Source organism: Cellulomonas fimi, from assembly GCF_028583725.1.
GTDB lineage: Bacteria > Actinomycetota > Actinomycetes > Actinomycetales > Cellulomonadaceae > Cellulomonas > Cellulomonas fimi_B.
This window is the reverse complement of sequence record NZ_CP110680.1, coordinates 594661-608522: the sequence shown is the minus strand read 5'-3', so window position 1 is coordinate 608522 and position 13862 is coordinate 594661. Positions and strand designations below refer to the sequence as shown.

Here is a 13862-nt window from a genome sequence, read left to right as displayed (position 1 = left end):
GACGTCAGTCCGGCCACCCGCACGACGCCGACACCAGGTCGTACACCGCACCGCGGAGCGCGTCCGACGACGGCACGTAGAACACCGCCTGCTCGACCCCGTCGACCCGCGCGTGCACCCCGAAGAACGTCCCGCGCTTGTCCTCCGCGACCGCGTGCGGATCGCACCGGCTGGGCACGACCGGCAGCACGACGGTCGTCCGGCCGGCCCCCGCCGCGGTGTCCACCGCGACCGGCCAGTCGTTGGCCAGGTCCGCGGGGATGATCAGGTTCGTCCGGTCGATCTGCCACACCTCGACGCGAGGGCCACCCGCGACGGGCTCGACGTGCAGCGTCAGGCTCCCGACCAGGCGGCCGTCGACCGGGTGCTGCGGCAGGTCGTCGTCGAGCCAGAGCCGCGCCCCCGCCGCGACCGCGAGCGTCGCGCAGTCCTCGCCGTGGATCCGCGCGAGGTGCCCCTGCGGGTCCTCGGGCGTCACGACGACGGTCCCCGCGCGCCCGTCCGGGTCCACGACGTCGAGCACGACCTCCGCGGCCCCGGCGCCCGCCGACGACCGGGACGCACCCGGACCGCCCGGACCGCCCGGACCGCCCGGGCAAACCGGATCGCCGAGCCGGACCGACAGGTCGCGGTCCACACCCGCGCGGACGTCGCGCCCGCGCTCGCTCGTCGCGTCACCCGCGACGGTCGGTGAGCGCAGCGTCGCGCGCTCGACGGTCACGTCGACCGTCCCCGTGTTGGCGACGCGGACCTGCACGACGCGGCGGCCCCAGTCCGCGCGCGACTGCCGGATCTCCACCGCGAGCGCGCCTGCGACGTCGTCGGGCAAGGTGCCCCCGCCTCCCTCGGCCGTGAGGCCCGACGTGCCCGGCGTCGCGCCGGCACCGGAGGTGCTGTCGCCGCCCGTGCAGCCCGCGACCGCCGCCGCGACGAGCACCGCGGCGGCGCCGAGCCGGACGCGCCACCTCACGCGGCGATCCTCGCGCACCCCCGCAGGCGGCGTCACCTGCCGGCCCGACCCCGTCACCTGCCGACGACCTGCGGGGCCGCGAGAGCGGATGGGGTCAGGGCCGGGTCCAGGGCGCGCCGAGGGCGGTGAAGGTGCGGCCCTCGACGGCGACGCGCTCGCACCAGTCGACGACGTCGGTGACCACGGGCCACGCGTCCGGCCCGCTCCCCTGCCAGGCGACGTGCGCGGTCCCGACCGCGGCCGGGTCGGGCGCGGTGCGCACGGCCTCGAGCACGCGCATGAAGGCGCCGGTGTCGCCGACGCCGCAGCGCAGCGGCACGTCGTCGGACCGGCGCGCGTCGAGCAGCTGTGTCAGCAGGTCGACGCGACCGGTGGTGATGCGGCGCGTGCCGCGCGGCGAGCGGACCTCGACGGCGTCCTGCTCGTAGGAGAGGGTGAGCGACCCCTCCGTCCCGGTGACCAGCACGCGGGCGGGCGTGCGCTCGGGCGCGCACACGGTGAGCCCGGCGGCGACGCGCAGGCCGGAGCGGGTCGTGACGACGACGGACGACGTGTCGTCGGCCTCGATGTCGTGCGCGTGGAACAGGTCGACCTCGACGTCGGCGACGTCCTCGACGGTCCGGGCACCGGCGACGAGCAGGGCGGTCGCGACCGCGTGCGCGAGCGGGTTGGTGACGACCCCGTCGACGACCTCGACGCCGTCGAGCGTGCGCCGCCCGGCCCACGCGGCGCGCTGGTAGTACGCGACGGTCCGGACCCAGGTGCCGACGGCCCCGACGGACACGAGGTCGCCGAGCTCGCCGGACGCGACGATCCGCACGACCTCGTCGACGGCGCCGGACCCGAAGGTCTGGAACCCGACCTGGCACCGCCGTCCGGTCTCCTCGACCACGGCGAGCAGCTCGGCGTGATCGGCGAGCGACGCGGTCGTCGGCTTCTCGAGCAGCACGTCGCAGCCGGCGCGCAGCGCGGCGGACGCGAGCGGCAGGTGGGTGGGGATGGGCGTGGACAGCACGACGACGTCGGGCTGCTGCACGTCGAGCAGCGCGTCGAGCGACGGGAACCAGGGCGTGCCGGGCGGGACGTCGGCGAGCCCGTCGACGGGCCGCGGGTCGACGACGCCGGACAGCACCGCGCGCCGGTCGGAGGCGAGCGCGGCGACCCGTCGCACGTGCGACGCACCGTGCCCGTGCACCCCGACGACGGCGACCCGCGCCAGGTCGAGCGCGGCCGGCGCAGTCACGCCCAGACCTCGGCGGCGAGGACCGCGGCCTCGTCCTGGGTGAGCGCGCGGTCGACGACGACGGCGGCGAGCCCGGCCCGCAGCACGTCGCCGGCGGGCACCTCGACGGGCGCGTCCCACGCGAGCGCGGGACCGGCGCCGACGTACTCGGCGACGCGCACGAACCACGGCCGCGCCTCCCCCGGGCCCTGCACGAGCAGCAGCGTCGTGGTCGTCGCCTCGCGCCGCTGCACGAAGGCCAGCCACGGCGACCGGCTGCCGTGCACGGCCTCCTCGCCGACGAGCCCTTCGCCGAGGACGGTCGTGAGGTCGGCGGACGGCAGCCGCCAGAACAGCCCGCCGTACCCGGCGCCGGGGCGCCCGTTGGTCGCGGGGCTCTCGATCCGCAGGTCGCCGTGCTCGGCGCGCAGCTCGGTGGTCCACCGCAGCGCCCAGCCGCGCTCGTCGGGCAGCGCGCGCGTGCTCAGCCGGCGGTCCTCGCGCAGCAGCGGGCGGTCGCGCTCGTCGCGCCACAGCACGTCGTCGACGAGCGTCGTGCCGTCGTCGTCGAGCCGGACGCCGGTGGACACCTGGCGGCCGTGGTTGGGCAGGAGGGTCGGGCCCTCGTCGCGCAGGAAGGTGCGGCCGCCCCAGTACGACGTGCCGTTGACGACCGGGACGGCGACGGAGACGCCGTAGTGGTGCCGGTGGTCGACGGGGCTCGTCTGCGTGAGCGCGGTGCCGGCGGCGGTGTGCACGGGGTGCAGGAACGGCCGCGGCGAGTGCACGGGCGGGAGGGTGTCGCCGGGCTCGTAGCGCGCGAGCGGGGTCGAGGCGCCGGGGCGCGGGCCGGTGCGGACGGTGGCGGTCAGGACGTGCGCACGTCCGTCGGTGCTCCAGCGCGGGGCGGACTGCACGTGCGGCTCTCCCGGACGGTCGGTGACGGGCTGGGTGCGGCGGCGCAGCCGGACGGCGGGCGGCACGGGGCCGGTGCTGGCGCGCACGGCGAGCAGCGGGCGGATCAGGGGTGGCGTGGGGTCGACGTCGTCGCCCGCGGCGGAGCGGCGCAGGTGCTCCCACGCGAGGCGCCCGAGCTCGACCTGCGGGACGGTCGCGGTGGTGAGCGACGGCGTCGCGAAGCGTGCGAGCTCGATGTCGTCGAAGCCGGTGATGGAGATGTCGCCGGGGACGGCCACGCCGAGCTCGTTGAGCCGCGCGAGCAGGCCGAACGCGACGAGGTCGTTGTACGCGACGACGGCGGTGGCCCGGGACGCGAGCACGTCCTGCGCGGCGGCGTAGCCGGAGTCGACGGACGAGCCGGCCGGCATCTCCGACAGCCGGAGGTCCTCGCGCCGGGCGGCGGCGACCCGCAGCGCCTCCAGGCGGGCGGAGTGCGACGCGCTGCTGGTCGGGCCGGCGAGGTAGAGCAGGTGCCGGTGCCCGAGCCGCGCGAGGTGGTCGACGATCTGCTCGATGCCGTCGGCGTAGTCGATGCCGAGCGTCGGGGTGGTGCCGTCGGGGGCGCGGTTCACGACGACGACGGGCGCGATCTCCGGGAGCAGCGCGCGCAGCGTGGGCTCGGGCATGCGGGGCGAGACGAGGACGACGGCGTCGCAGCGCAGCCGTGCGTCGAGCGCGACCTTCTCCTCGTCGACGCTGTCCTCGGCGGTGTCGGCGACGAGGACCCGGTACCCGCTCTCGGACGCCGCGGAGGCGACCCCGCGGAGCACCTGCTGGAACATCGGGTTGGCGAGGTCCGGGACGACGACGGCGACGGTCTCGGTGCGCCCGAGCGACAGGCTGCGCGCGACGTTGCTCGGCCGGTAGTGGAGCTGGTCGGCGACCTCACGCACGCGGGACGCCAACTCGGCGTCGACGGTCGTCCGGCCGTTCATCACACGCGAGACCGTGGCGCGCGAGACCCCCGCGATGCGCGCGACCTCCGCGATGGTCGGCGCGGAGCGCGCCCACCCGTTCTGCGTCACTGCAGTCCTCCACCGGGTCGTTCCCGTCCGAGCCCGGGGCACGCGTTGCTCGGCCCCCGGGTACGGTTCGTGGCCGAACATACACCACAGGAAACCGGTTCCCAAGGCGCTTGGCCGGTGCTACGGTACCCAATCGGGAACCGGTTTCCCGCTGCAACGCCGATGCACAACGAGGTGGTCGACGCATGTCGGTAGTAAGTGAGTTCCGGCGAACGACCGGGAGACGAGGAGCCGCGGGCACCGCCCGTGGCGTCGCGGGACGGGGCGAGGGCAAGGTCGCCGCCGTCTTCCTGGCGCCGTGGTTCCTCGGGCTTTTCCTCATCACCATCGGGCCGATGGTGATGTCGCTCTACCTGTCCTTCACGGAGTACCGGCTGCTCAAGCCGCCGACGTGGATCGGGCTGGAGAACTACACGCGGATGTTCGAGGACCCCCGGCTCCTCAACTCCCTCAGGGTCACGTTCACGTACGTGCTGACGGCGGTGCCGCTGCAGCTGATCGTGGCCCTCGGGCTCGCGATGCTGCTCGACCGCGGGCTCCGCGGCCTGTCGTTCTACCGCTCGGTGTTCTACCTGCCGTCGCTGCTCGGCGGCTCGGTCGCCGTCGCGATCCTCTGGCGTCAGGTGTTCGGCGCGGAGGGCCTCGTCAACGCGTTCCTCGCGCTGTTCGGCGTCGCGGGCAAGGGCTGGGTCTCCGACCCCGACACCGCGCTGTGGACGCTGGTCGCCCTGCACGTCTGGACGTTCGGCGCCCCGATGATCATCTTCCTCGCGGGCCTGCGGCAGATCCCGGAGATGTACTACGAGGCCGCGTCGATCGACGGTGCCGGCAAGGTCCGGCAGTTCCGCAGCATCACGATCCCGCTGCTCACGCCGATCATCTTCTTCAACCTCGTGCTCCAGGTCATCGGCGCGTTCCAGAGCTTCACGCAGGCGTTCGTCGTCTCCGGCGGAACGGGCGGACCGGCCGACTCGACGATGTTCTACACGCTCTACCTCTACCAGAAGGGCTTCACGGCCCTGCAGATGGGCTACGCCTCCGCGATGGCGTGGCTGCTGGTGCTCATCGTCGCCGCCATGACGGCTCTCAACTTCCTCGCCTCCAAGTATTGGGTCTTCTACGGTGATGACTGACCTCCAGATGCGCCCCGACCCCGCCGCCGGCGTCCACGCCTCGCGCGCCGACGCACGGCACGGCGGCACCGACGCCCCCGCACTCCGTGTGCGGTCCCCCTGGCCGTCACGCTGGCGCGCCTTCCTCAAGCACGTGGGCCTGATCGCGCTCGCGCTGATCATGCTGTACCCGCTGATCTGGCTGCTGGTGAGCTCGTTCAAGCCGAGCGAGCTGATCTTCCGGGACGTGTCGCTCATCCCGTCGGAGATCGACACCACCAACTACACGGCGGGCTGGAACGCGCTGCAGTACCCGTTCAGCCGGTACCTGCTGAACTCGGCGCTGATCGTGCTCGGCTCGCTCGTGGGCAACCTCGTGAGCTGCTCGATGGCGGCCTACGCGTTCGCGCGGCTCCAGTTCAAGGGCCGGCAGCTGTGGTTCGCGATCATGCTCATGTCGATCATGCTGCCGATCCACGTGATCATCGTCCCGCAGTACGTGCTGTTCTCCCGGCTCGAGTGGATCAACACGTTCCTGCCGCTCATCGTGCCGAAGCTGCTGGCCACGGATGCGTTCTTCATCTTCCTCATGGTCCAGTTCTTCCGCGGCATCCCGAAGGAGCTGGACGAGGCCGCGCGCCTCGACGGCTGCGGGCACGGCCGCATCTACCTGCAGATCATGCTGCCGCTGTCGATGCCGGCCCTCGCGACGACCGCGATCTTCACGTTCATCTGGACCTGGAACGACTTCTTCAGCCAGCTGATCTTCCTCACCCGACCGGACATGTACACGGCACCGGTCGCCCTGCGCACGTTCATCGACGCCACGGGCCAGAGCTCGTGGGGGCCGATGTTCGCGATGTCGATCGTCTCCCTCCTGCCCGTCTTCCTCGCGTTCCTCTTCGGCCAGAAGTACCTGGTCAAGGGCATCGCGACGACAGGCATCAAGTAGCACCCGGGCTCGCGCCCGGCCGCAGTGACCAGCACACCGACGTCCTCGTCACGAAGGAGAACCATGCGCCACCGTCCCGCCCTCCGCGGCCGGACCGCCGTCCTGCGGTCCGCTGCACTGCTCGCCGTCGGGGCCCTCGCCCTGACCGCCTGCGCCGGGTCCGACGAGCCCGCCGCCGAGGCCACCTCGTCCGGGCCGCCCGAGCCCGTCGAGATCCGCTTCTCATGGTGGGGCTCCGACACCCGCCACGAGCTCACGCAGCAGGTCCTCGACAAGTTCACCGAGAAGTACCCGCACATCACCGTGGTGCCGGACTACACGGACTGGAACTCGTACTTCGACAAGCTGAGCACCGGCGTCGCCGGTGGTGACGCCCCCGACGTCATCACGCAGGAGGAGCGCTACCTCGCCGACTACGCGTCGCAGGGCGTGCTCGCGGACCTCAACGAGCTCGGCCTCGACACCTCGAAGATCGACCCGAACGTGCTGCAGTCCGGCACGATCGACGACGCGCTGTACGGCGTCGCGACCGGTGTGAACGCGTACGCGATCGTCGCGGACCCCGAGGCGTTCGCCGCGGCGGGCGTCGAGATGCCCGACGACACCACGTGGACGTGGGAGGACTACGTCGAGATCGCCAACGAGATCTCCACGAAGACGGGCAAGGCCGTCTACGGCGCGCAGGACTACGGGTTCAACGAGCCCGGGTTCTCGATCTTCGCGCGGCAGCGCGGCGAGTCCCTCTACAACGAGGACGGCGAGGTCGGCTACAAGGAGTCGACGCTGGCGCAGTGGTGGCAGTACTCGCTCGACCTGCAGGACGGCGGCGGCACGCCCGACGCGGCGCTCACGGTCGAGACCGACGCGGGCGGCCCCGAGCAGTCGCTCGTCGGCACCAACAAGGGCGCCATGGCGTGGTTCTGGACGAACCAGCTCACCGCCATCACGACCGCGTCGGGCCGCCAGCTCCAGCTCCTGCGCGTGCCCGGCGAGTCGGAGGAGGAGCGCACCGGCATGTACTTCAAGCCGGCGATGTTCTACTCCGTCTCCGCGAAGTCGCAGCACCCGGAGGAGGCCAAGCTCCTCGTCGACTTCCTGCTGAACGACCCGGCGGCCGGCGAGATCCTGCTGTCCGACCGCGGCCTGCCGGCCAACACGGACGTCCGCGCCGCGGTGCAGGACAAGTTCAACGACACCGACAAGCAGGCCGCCGAGTTCCTCGCGAGCCTCGAGGGCGACATCGTCGACGGTCCCGTCGTGCCGCCGGTGGGTGCGGGCGAGGTCGCCGGCATCACCAAGCGCATCAACGAGGAGGTGCTGTTCAAGCGCCTCACGCCCGAGCAGGCCGCCAAGCAGTTCACCGACGAGGTGAAGCTGGCCATCGGCCAGTAGTCCTCACGCACGACGCCGGCCCGACCGCCGGCAGCACGTCCCGACGGGGCGGTCCGCACGCAGCGGGCCGCCCCGTCCGCGTCCGGGTGGCAGCGACCCCGGTATCTCCCCCGGCGGCGCGTGCTCCTGCACGGTGCCAGGGTGGGTGCTGGCGGGCCCCGCGGCCCGCCACCTGCCGGAACGCACCACGACCGGCCCGAGCGGCCGACGAAGGACCCGACGATGCCCGACCCGCACCCCCCGGTCCCGTCGCCGTCGCCGCTGCCCCCGCCCGTCCCCACCGACGACGACACGCGCGCGCACCGGCGCGTCGACTTCGACCCGGCGGTGCACGGGTTCGCGTTCCCCAACGCGTTCGTCGACGAGCTCATCACGCTGCCCAACGGCACGACGATCACGACGGCGGGCCGGTGCGGCGGCATGTCGTACGCGGCGCTCGACTACTTCCTGTCCGGCCGCCCGGTCCCCCGCTGGTCCGCGGACCTGTACGCGCCGCAGCGCGTCCCCCCCGACGAGAACTGGCTCGCGAAGTACGTCCACGACCGCCAGCTCCAGTCGTTCCTCACGGGCTCGGCGACGAAGTTCCTCACGTGGACGCTGCACTCGGACGACGAGACGTGGGTGTTCAAGGGCGTGAGCCGCTGGACGAAGGAGGAGGAGGTCCCGCGCGTGATCGCGTCGGTCGACGCGGGGCGCCCGGTCGTCCTCGGCCTCGTCGTCGCGCGGGCGCTCGCGAAGGTCGGCGACAACCACCAGGTCGTCGCGTACGGGTACGACGTGGACCGCGCGACGGGCCGCGTCGCGCTCCAGGTGTACGACCCGAACACGCCCGGGCGCGAGGTCGTCCTCACGTCGGGGCCGGGGCAGAAGGACTGGTCGGCGTCGAACGGCCGGCGCTGGCGCGGGTTCTTCGTGCAGGACTACGCGCCCAAGCCTCCGCGCGTCCTGACCCGCACGGCACCGGCCCGCGACCGGCAGGTGCGCACCGGCGACGTCGTCAAGCTCTCGCACGTGTGGACGGGCCGGTCGCTGCACTCGCACGGGCTCGCGTACACGCACGCCGGGACGTCCGGGCAGCAGCAGGTCACGGCGTTCGACGGGTCCGACGACAACGACCTGTGGCGGCTCGCGGCGCCGCACGGGAACGCCGCGGCGGTGGGCGACGGGCACGCGCTGCGGCACGGCGACGTGCTGCGGCTGCGGCACGTCGAGACCGGACGGAACCTGCACAGCCACCGGGGCTTCCCGTCGCCGCTGACCGCGCAGCAGGAGGTGACGGCGTTCGGGCGCGACGGTGCGGGCGACGCGGGCGACGACTGGCGCGTGGAGGTCGACGGCGGCGGGCGCTGGCGCGCGGGCTCCCGTGTCCGGCTGGTGCACGTCGCGACGGGCGTCGCGCTGCACTCGCACCGCCGGTCGGACCCGGCCCTGACGGCGGGGCAGCAGGAGGTCACCGGGTTCACCGGGCGTGACGGCAACGACTGGTGGACGGTCCTCGAGGTGCGCTGACCCCACTCGCGGGCCGCACGGCCGGTGCGCGTCCGTCGATAAATCCCGACCAGAAGTCTCAGGATTTGGGAGGGGTCTTCTCACCCCTCGGCGGCGCTGGCACGGTGGATCCCATGTCGACCCGCCGAGCACCCGCCACCGCAGCCGTGCTGCCCGTGGCCCGCTCGTGTCGGGCGTGTCCCGCCTGTCGGTGACCGACGACCACGCCGTCGTCGCCCGCTGACCGGTCCGCGGCGCCCCCACGCCGCGCCCGACGGCCCCTCAGAGCCGTCGCCGCCCTCGCACCGAGGGCACCTCTCCCCCGCGCACCACCACGCACCGAACGCCGCACGCCCGCACGGGGCAGCGGCGCGATCCGTCCTGCCGTCGAGAGGCACACGCATGTCCACCCGTACCCGCCGGACCCGTCCGGCACCGCGCACCGCGGCGCTTCCCGCGGCCCGGCCCCGGCTCGCCGCCGCGGTCCTCGCCACCGTCCTGACCGGGACGCTCGCCGCCTGCTCCGGCGCGAGCGCGCAGACGACCGGCGACGGCCGGACCGGCGCACCCGCCGCGACCGGCGAGCTGCCCACCGAGATCCCCGCCGGCACGACGCTCGTCATCGGCGACCCCACGACGCAGAAGGCCGTCGAGATCGCGGGCGACGACCTCGACGCGGACCTCGGCTTCGAGATCGAGTGGGCCAACGTGTCCGGCGGTCCCGCGACGACCGAGGCGTTCCGCGCCGGGTCGCTCGACGTCGGCGCGGTCGCGGACATCCCGCCGATCCACGCGACCTGGACCGGCCTCGACGTGCGGATCGTCGCCGCGTCCTACCGCGAGGACTGGGCGGACTTCCCGATCTACGAGTTCGGTGTCGCGCCGGGCGTCGAGGGCGTGGACTCGCTCGAGGACTTCAGGGGCCACCGCATCGCGTACAGCCCGGGTCAGGCGCAGGGCGTCATCGTGCTGCGGGCGCTCCAGGAGGCGGGCCTCGACCTCGACGACGTCGAGCTCGTCGAGCTGCCCAGCACCGGTGACGTCTACCCGACGGCGCTCGCCGCGGGCGAGGTCGACGTCGCGCCTCTCGGCGGCGTGCAGATCGCGCGCTACGTCGACCAGTACGGCGAGGACGGCGGGAACACGGTGACGCACGGGCTGCGCGACGACCCGAGCGTGCTCTACGCGCCGACGTCGACCCTCGACGACCCGGCCAAGGCCGCGGCGCTGCGCGCGTACGTGCGGCTCTGGGCGCAGGCCAAGCTCTGGGTCGAGGACCACCCCGACGCGTGGGTGCAGGGGTACTACGTCGCCGACCAGGGCCTGTCCGAGGAGGACGGCCGCTACCTCGTCGAGCACGCGGGCACGCCCGACGTCCCCGCCGACTGGACCGACGCGATCGAGCGCCACCAGGAGACGATCGACCTGCTCGCCGAGGCCACGGGCAACGAGCCGCTCGACGCGCCCGACCTGTGGGACCAGCGGTTCGCGCCGGTCATCGCGGAGGCCGTCGAGGAGTACCGGGCGGGGGCGGGCAGCTGATGTCGGTCCTCACCGCACCACGGGCGCTCGCGTCGCCCCGCCCGCTCACCCGCCCGACGACCACCCGTCGCCGCGCCACCCGCCGCCTCGGACCCGGCCGCAGCATCCCCGGCGGCGCCGCTCTGGGCCTGCTCGCGCTCGTCGCGTTCTGGACCCTCGGCAGCGCGACCGGTTTCATCGACCAGCGCACGCTCTCCGCGCCCTGGACGGTCGTCACCACCGCAGGCGAGCTGATCGAGTCCGGCCGCCTGCAGGAGAACCTCGCGGTGTCCGCGCAGCGCGCGCTCCTCGGCCTGCTCCTCGGCATCGTCCTCGGCACCCTGCTGGCGCTCGTGTCCGGCCTCACCCGCATCGGGGAGGCGCTCATCGACGGGCCCGTGCAGGTCAAGCGGGCCATCCCGAGCCTCGCGCTGCTGCCGCTGCTCATCCTGTGGCTCGGCATCGGCGAGACGATGAAGGTCGTCACGATCCTGCTCGGCGTCTTCGTGCCCGTGTACATCCACACCCACAACGGCCTGCGGACGATCGACGCGCGCTACGTCGAGCTCGCCGAGACCGTCGGGCTGTCGCGCTGGCAGTTCGTGCGCCGCGTCGTCCTGCCGGGCGCGCTGCCCGGGTTCCTGCTCGGGCTGCGGTTCGCCGTGACCGGCGCGTGGCTCTCGCTCGTCGTCGTCGAGCAGATCAACGGCACCGCCGGGATCGGCTACATGATGGAGCTCGCGCGCACGTACGGGCAGACCGAGATCATCGTCGTCGGCCTCGTCCTGTACGGCGTCCTCGGCTTCGGCTCCGACGCGCTCGTCCGCCTCGTGCAGAGGAGGGCGCTCGCATGGCGACGCACGCTCGCGGACTGACCCGCGCACCCGGGATCCCCGTCCACCCCGACGCGTCGACCGTGCTCGCCGACGGAACCGCGGCACCCGCCGCGCCCGCCGCCGCACCCGCGCACGCCGACGGCCGCTCGCCCGAGCGCTCCGCGGTCCCGCCGCCCGCGCACGGCGCCCTCGCCGACGAGCGCACCACCACGACCGACGGGTCCGTCGTCGTCCGGCACCTCGACCGCGCGTACGGCCTGGCCGAGGGTGACGGGCGCGTGCTGCGCGACCTCGACCTCACGATCGCGCCGGGCGAGTTCGTCGCGATCCTCGGCCGCAGCGGGTCGGGCAAGTCGACGCTGCTGCGCGCGCTCGCGGGCCTCGACCACGACGTGCACGGCACCGGGACGGTCGCGGTGCCCGAGCGGGTGTCCGTCGTCTTCCAGGACTCGCGGCTGCTGCCGTGGGCGCGCGTGCTCGACAACGTGACCCTCGGCCTGCGCGGCGCGCACGCCCGCGACCTGGGGCGCGAGCGCCTCGCCGAGGTCGGCCTCGCAGGCCGCGAGCGCGCGTGGCCCACCGAGCTGTCGGGCGGCGAGCAGCAGCGCGTGTCGCTGGCCCGCTCGCTCGTCCGGGAGCCGCAGCTGCTGCTCGCCGACGAGCCGTTCGGCGCGCTCGACGCCCTCACCCGCCTGCGGATGCATCAGCTGCTGCGCGACCTGTGCGCGCGGCACCGCCCGGCGGTGCTGCTGGTCACGCACGACGTCGACGAGGCGATCGTGCTGGCCGAGCGGGTCGTCGTGCTCGACGAGGGGCGCATCGCGCTCGACGTGCCCGTGACGCTCGACGACGGCCCGCGCGACCCGGCCGACCCGCGGTTCGCCGCGCTGCGCACCCGCCTGCTCGGCGCGCTCGGCGCGCTGAGCACGCCCGGCACCACCCCGACGGCCGGCACCGCCGGCGTCGTCCCCGACCTGGACCACCACCGCGACGACCTTGGGAGCACCCGATGACCACGCACCGCGCAGGCCACCTGCACCTCAACGCGTTCCTCATGAGCACGGGCCACCACGAGGCGTCGTGGCGCCTGCCGGAGAGCGACCCGTCGTCCGTCTCGACGAACATCGCCTACCTCCAGCGCCTGGCGCAGACGGCGGAGCGCGGGAAGCTCGACTCGATCTTCTTCGCCGACGGCCCCGCGCTGCACCGGGACATCGGCCGCCGCCCGTCGGGCACGCTCGAGCCGACGGTCGTCCTCGCGGCGATCGCGGCGGTCACCGAGCGCATCGGCCTGATCGCGACCGCGTCGACCACGTACAACGACCCGTACAACCTCGCCCGACGCTTCGCCTCGGTCGACCACATCAGCAACGGCCGCGCGGGCTGGAACATCGTGACGACGGCGTTCGTCGAGGCCGCGCGCAACTTCGGCCTCGACGAGCAGCCCGCGCACGCCGACCGGTACGCGCGTGCGGCGGAGTTCATCGAGGTCGCGCTCAAGCTGTGGGACTCGTGGGAGGACGACGCCGAGATCGGTGACAAGGAGGCGGGCGTCTGGGGCGACTCGTCGCGCGTCCACCCGATCGGCCACGTCGGCGAGCACTTCCGCGTCGCGGGCGCGCTGACGACGCCCCGCTCGCCGCAGGCGCACCCGCTGCTCGTGCAGGCGGGGTCGTCGGAGGACGGCAAGGACCTCGCGGCGCGCTCCGCGGAAGCGGTGTTCACGGCGCAGCAGACGCTCGAGGACGCGCAGGCGTTCTACGCGGACCTCAAGCGCCGCGCGGTCGAGTGGGGCCGCGACCCCGCGACGGTGCTCGTGCTGCCCGGAATCGTGCCGGTGATCGGCGCGACCGAGGCCGAGGCGCGGGAGAAGGAGGACGAGCTCGACCGGCTCATCAACCCGGAGTACGCGCGCGTGCAGCTCGCGGCGCAGCTGCGGGTCGACCCCGAGGACCTGCCGCTCGACCGCGAGCTGCCGGACCACCTGCCGTCGGAGGACGAGATCGAGGGTGCGAAGAGCCGGTACACGCTCATCGTGAACCTGGGGCGGCGCGAGCGGCTCACGGTCCGCCAGCTCATCGGCCGGCTCGGCGGCGGGCGCGGTCACCGCACGTTCTCGGGGACGGCCGAGCAGGTCGCCGACGCGATCCAGGACTGGTACGACCAGGGTGCCGCCGACGGGTTCAACATCATGCCCGCGGTGCTGCCGTCGGGCCTGGAGGAGTTCGTCGACCAGGTCGTGCCGATCCTCGTCGACCGCGGCATCTTCCGGTCCGAGTACACGGGCACGACGCTGCGCGACCACTACGGCCTGGCGCGCCCCGCGAACCCGCACACGGTGGCACGCCTCGCGACGGCGGAGGTCGCCCCCTGACCTGCCGCCG

The 13862-nt window shown here is 73.8% G+C and carries 11 protein-coding genes; 8 read left to right on the top strand and 3 right to left on the bottom strand.

The features are described from left to right. Positions 1-4: 4 nt before the first annotated feature. The 3 genes from OOT42_RS02795 to OOT42_RS02785 all read right to left on the bottom strand — a co-directional run bounded on the left by OOT42_RS02795 (position 5) and on the right by OOT42_RS02785 (position 4177). Positions 5-970, bottom strand: coding sequence for a hypothetical protein (locus tag OOT42_RS02795; RefSeq protein ID WP_273653436.1), 966 nt, complete (start codon positions 968-970; stop codon positions 5-7). 94 nt (positions 971-1064) lie between these two features. After that, positions 1065-2213, bottom strand: coding sequence for a Gfo/Idh/MocA family protein (locus OOT42_RS02790; protein WP_273653435.1), 1149 nt, complete (start codon positions 2211-2213; stop codon positions 1065-1067). Further along, complete coding sequence (locus tag OOT42_RS02785) at positions 2210-4177, bottom strand: DUF6807 family protein (protein WP_273653434.1); 1968 nt, start codon at positions 4175-4177, stop codon at positions 2210-2212. Before OOT42_RS02785 ends, OOT42_RS02790 begins: the two co-directional genes overlap by 4 nt. Positions 4178-4362: 185 nt before the next feature. Between OOT42_RS02785 and OOT42_RS02780 the strand changes: the two genes are divergently transcribed. From OOT42_RS02780 to OOT42_RS02745, 8 genes are all read left to right on the top strand, one after another. Beyond that, positions 4363-5310 carry a carbohydrate ABC transporter permease gene (locus OOT42_RS02780; protein ID WP_273653433.1) on the top strand — a complete coding sequence of 316 codons (948 nt, stop codon included), beginning with the start codon at positions 4363-4365 and terminating at the stop codon, positions 5308-5310. Next, a complete protein-coding gene (locus OOT42_RS02775; protein ID WP_168679073.1) occupies positions 5303-6241 on the top strand; it encodes a carbohydrate ABC transporter permease in 939 nt (312 codons plus the stop codon). Before OOT42_RS02780 ends, OOT42_RS02775 begins: the two co-directional genes overlap by 8 nt. A gap of 63 nt (positions 6242-6304) precedes the next feature. After that, positions 6305-7633: an ABC transporter substrate-binding protein gene (locus OOT42_RS02770; protein WP_273653432.1), complete on the top strand. Its 1329-nt coding sequence runs from the start codon at positions 6305-6307 to the stop codon at positions 7631-7633. Between the two features lie 222 nt (positions 7634-7855). Then, the gene (locus OOT42_RS02765) at positions 7856-9142 is read left to right on the top strand and encodes an MIR domain-containing protein (RefSeq protein WP_273653431.1); all 1287 of its coding nucleotides are present in this window, start codon (positions 7856-7858) and stop codon (positions 9140-9142) included. Positions 9143-9523: 381 nt separating this feature from the next. Further along, positions 9524-10663, top strand: coding sequence for an ABC transporter substrate-binding protein (locus OOT42_RS02760; protein WP_273653430.1), 1140 nt, complete (start codon positions 9524-9526; stop codon positions 10661-10663). Continuing rightward, positions 10663-11517: an ABC transporter permease gene (locus tag OOT42_RS02755; RefSeq protein WP_273653429.1), complete on the top strand. Its 855-nt coding sequence runs from the start codon at positions 10663-10665 to the stop codon at positions 11515-11517. The genes OOT42_RS02760 and OOT42_RS02755 overlap by 1 nt, the downstream gene beginning before the upstream one ends. Further along, positions 11493-12491 (top strand): ABC transporter ATP-binding protein, encoded by a 999-nt coding sequence (locus OOT42_RS02750; RefSeq protein WP_273653428.1) that lies wholly within the window; start codon positions 11493-11495, stop codon positions 12489-12491. Before OOT42_RS02755 ends, OOT42_RS02750 begins: the two co-directional genes overlap by 25 nt. Then, the gene (locus tag OOT42_RS02745; RefSeq protein ID WP_273653427.1) at positions 12488-13852 is read left to right on the top strand and encodes an LLM class flavin-dependent oxidoreductase; all 1365 of its coding nucleotides are present in this window, start codon (positions 12488-12490) and stop codon (positions 13850-13852) included. The genes OOT42_RS02750 and OOT42_RS02745 overlap by 4 nt, the downstream gene beginning before the upstream one ends. Positions 13853-13862: the final 10 nt, after the last annotated feature.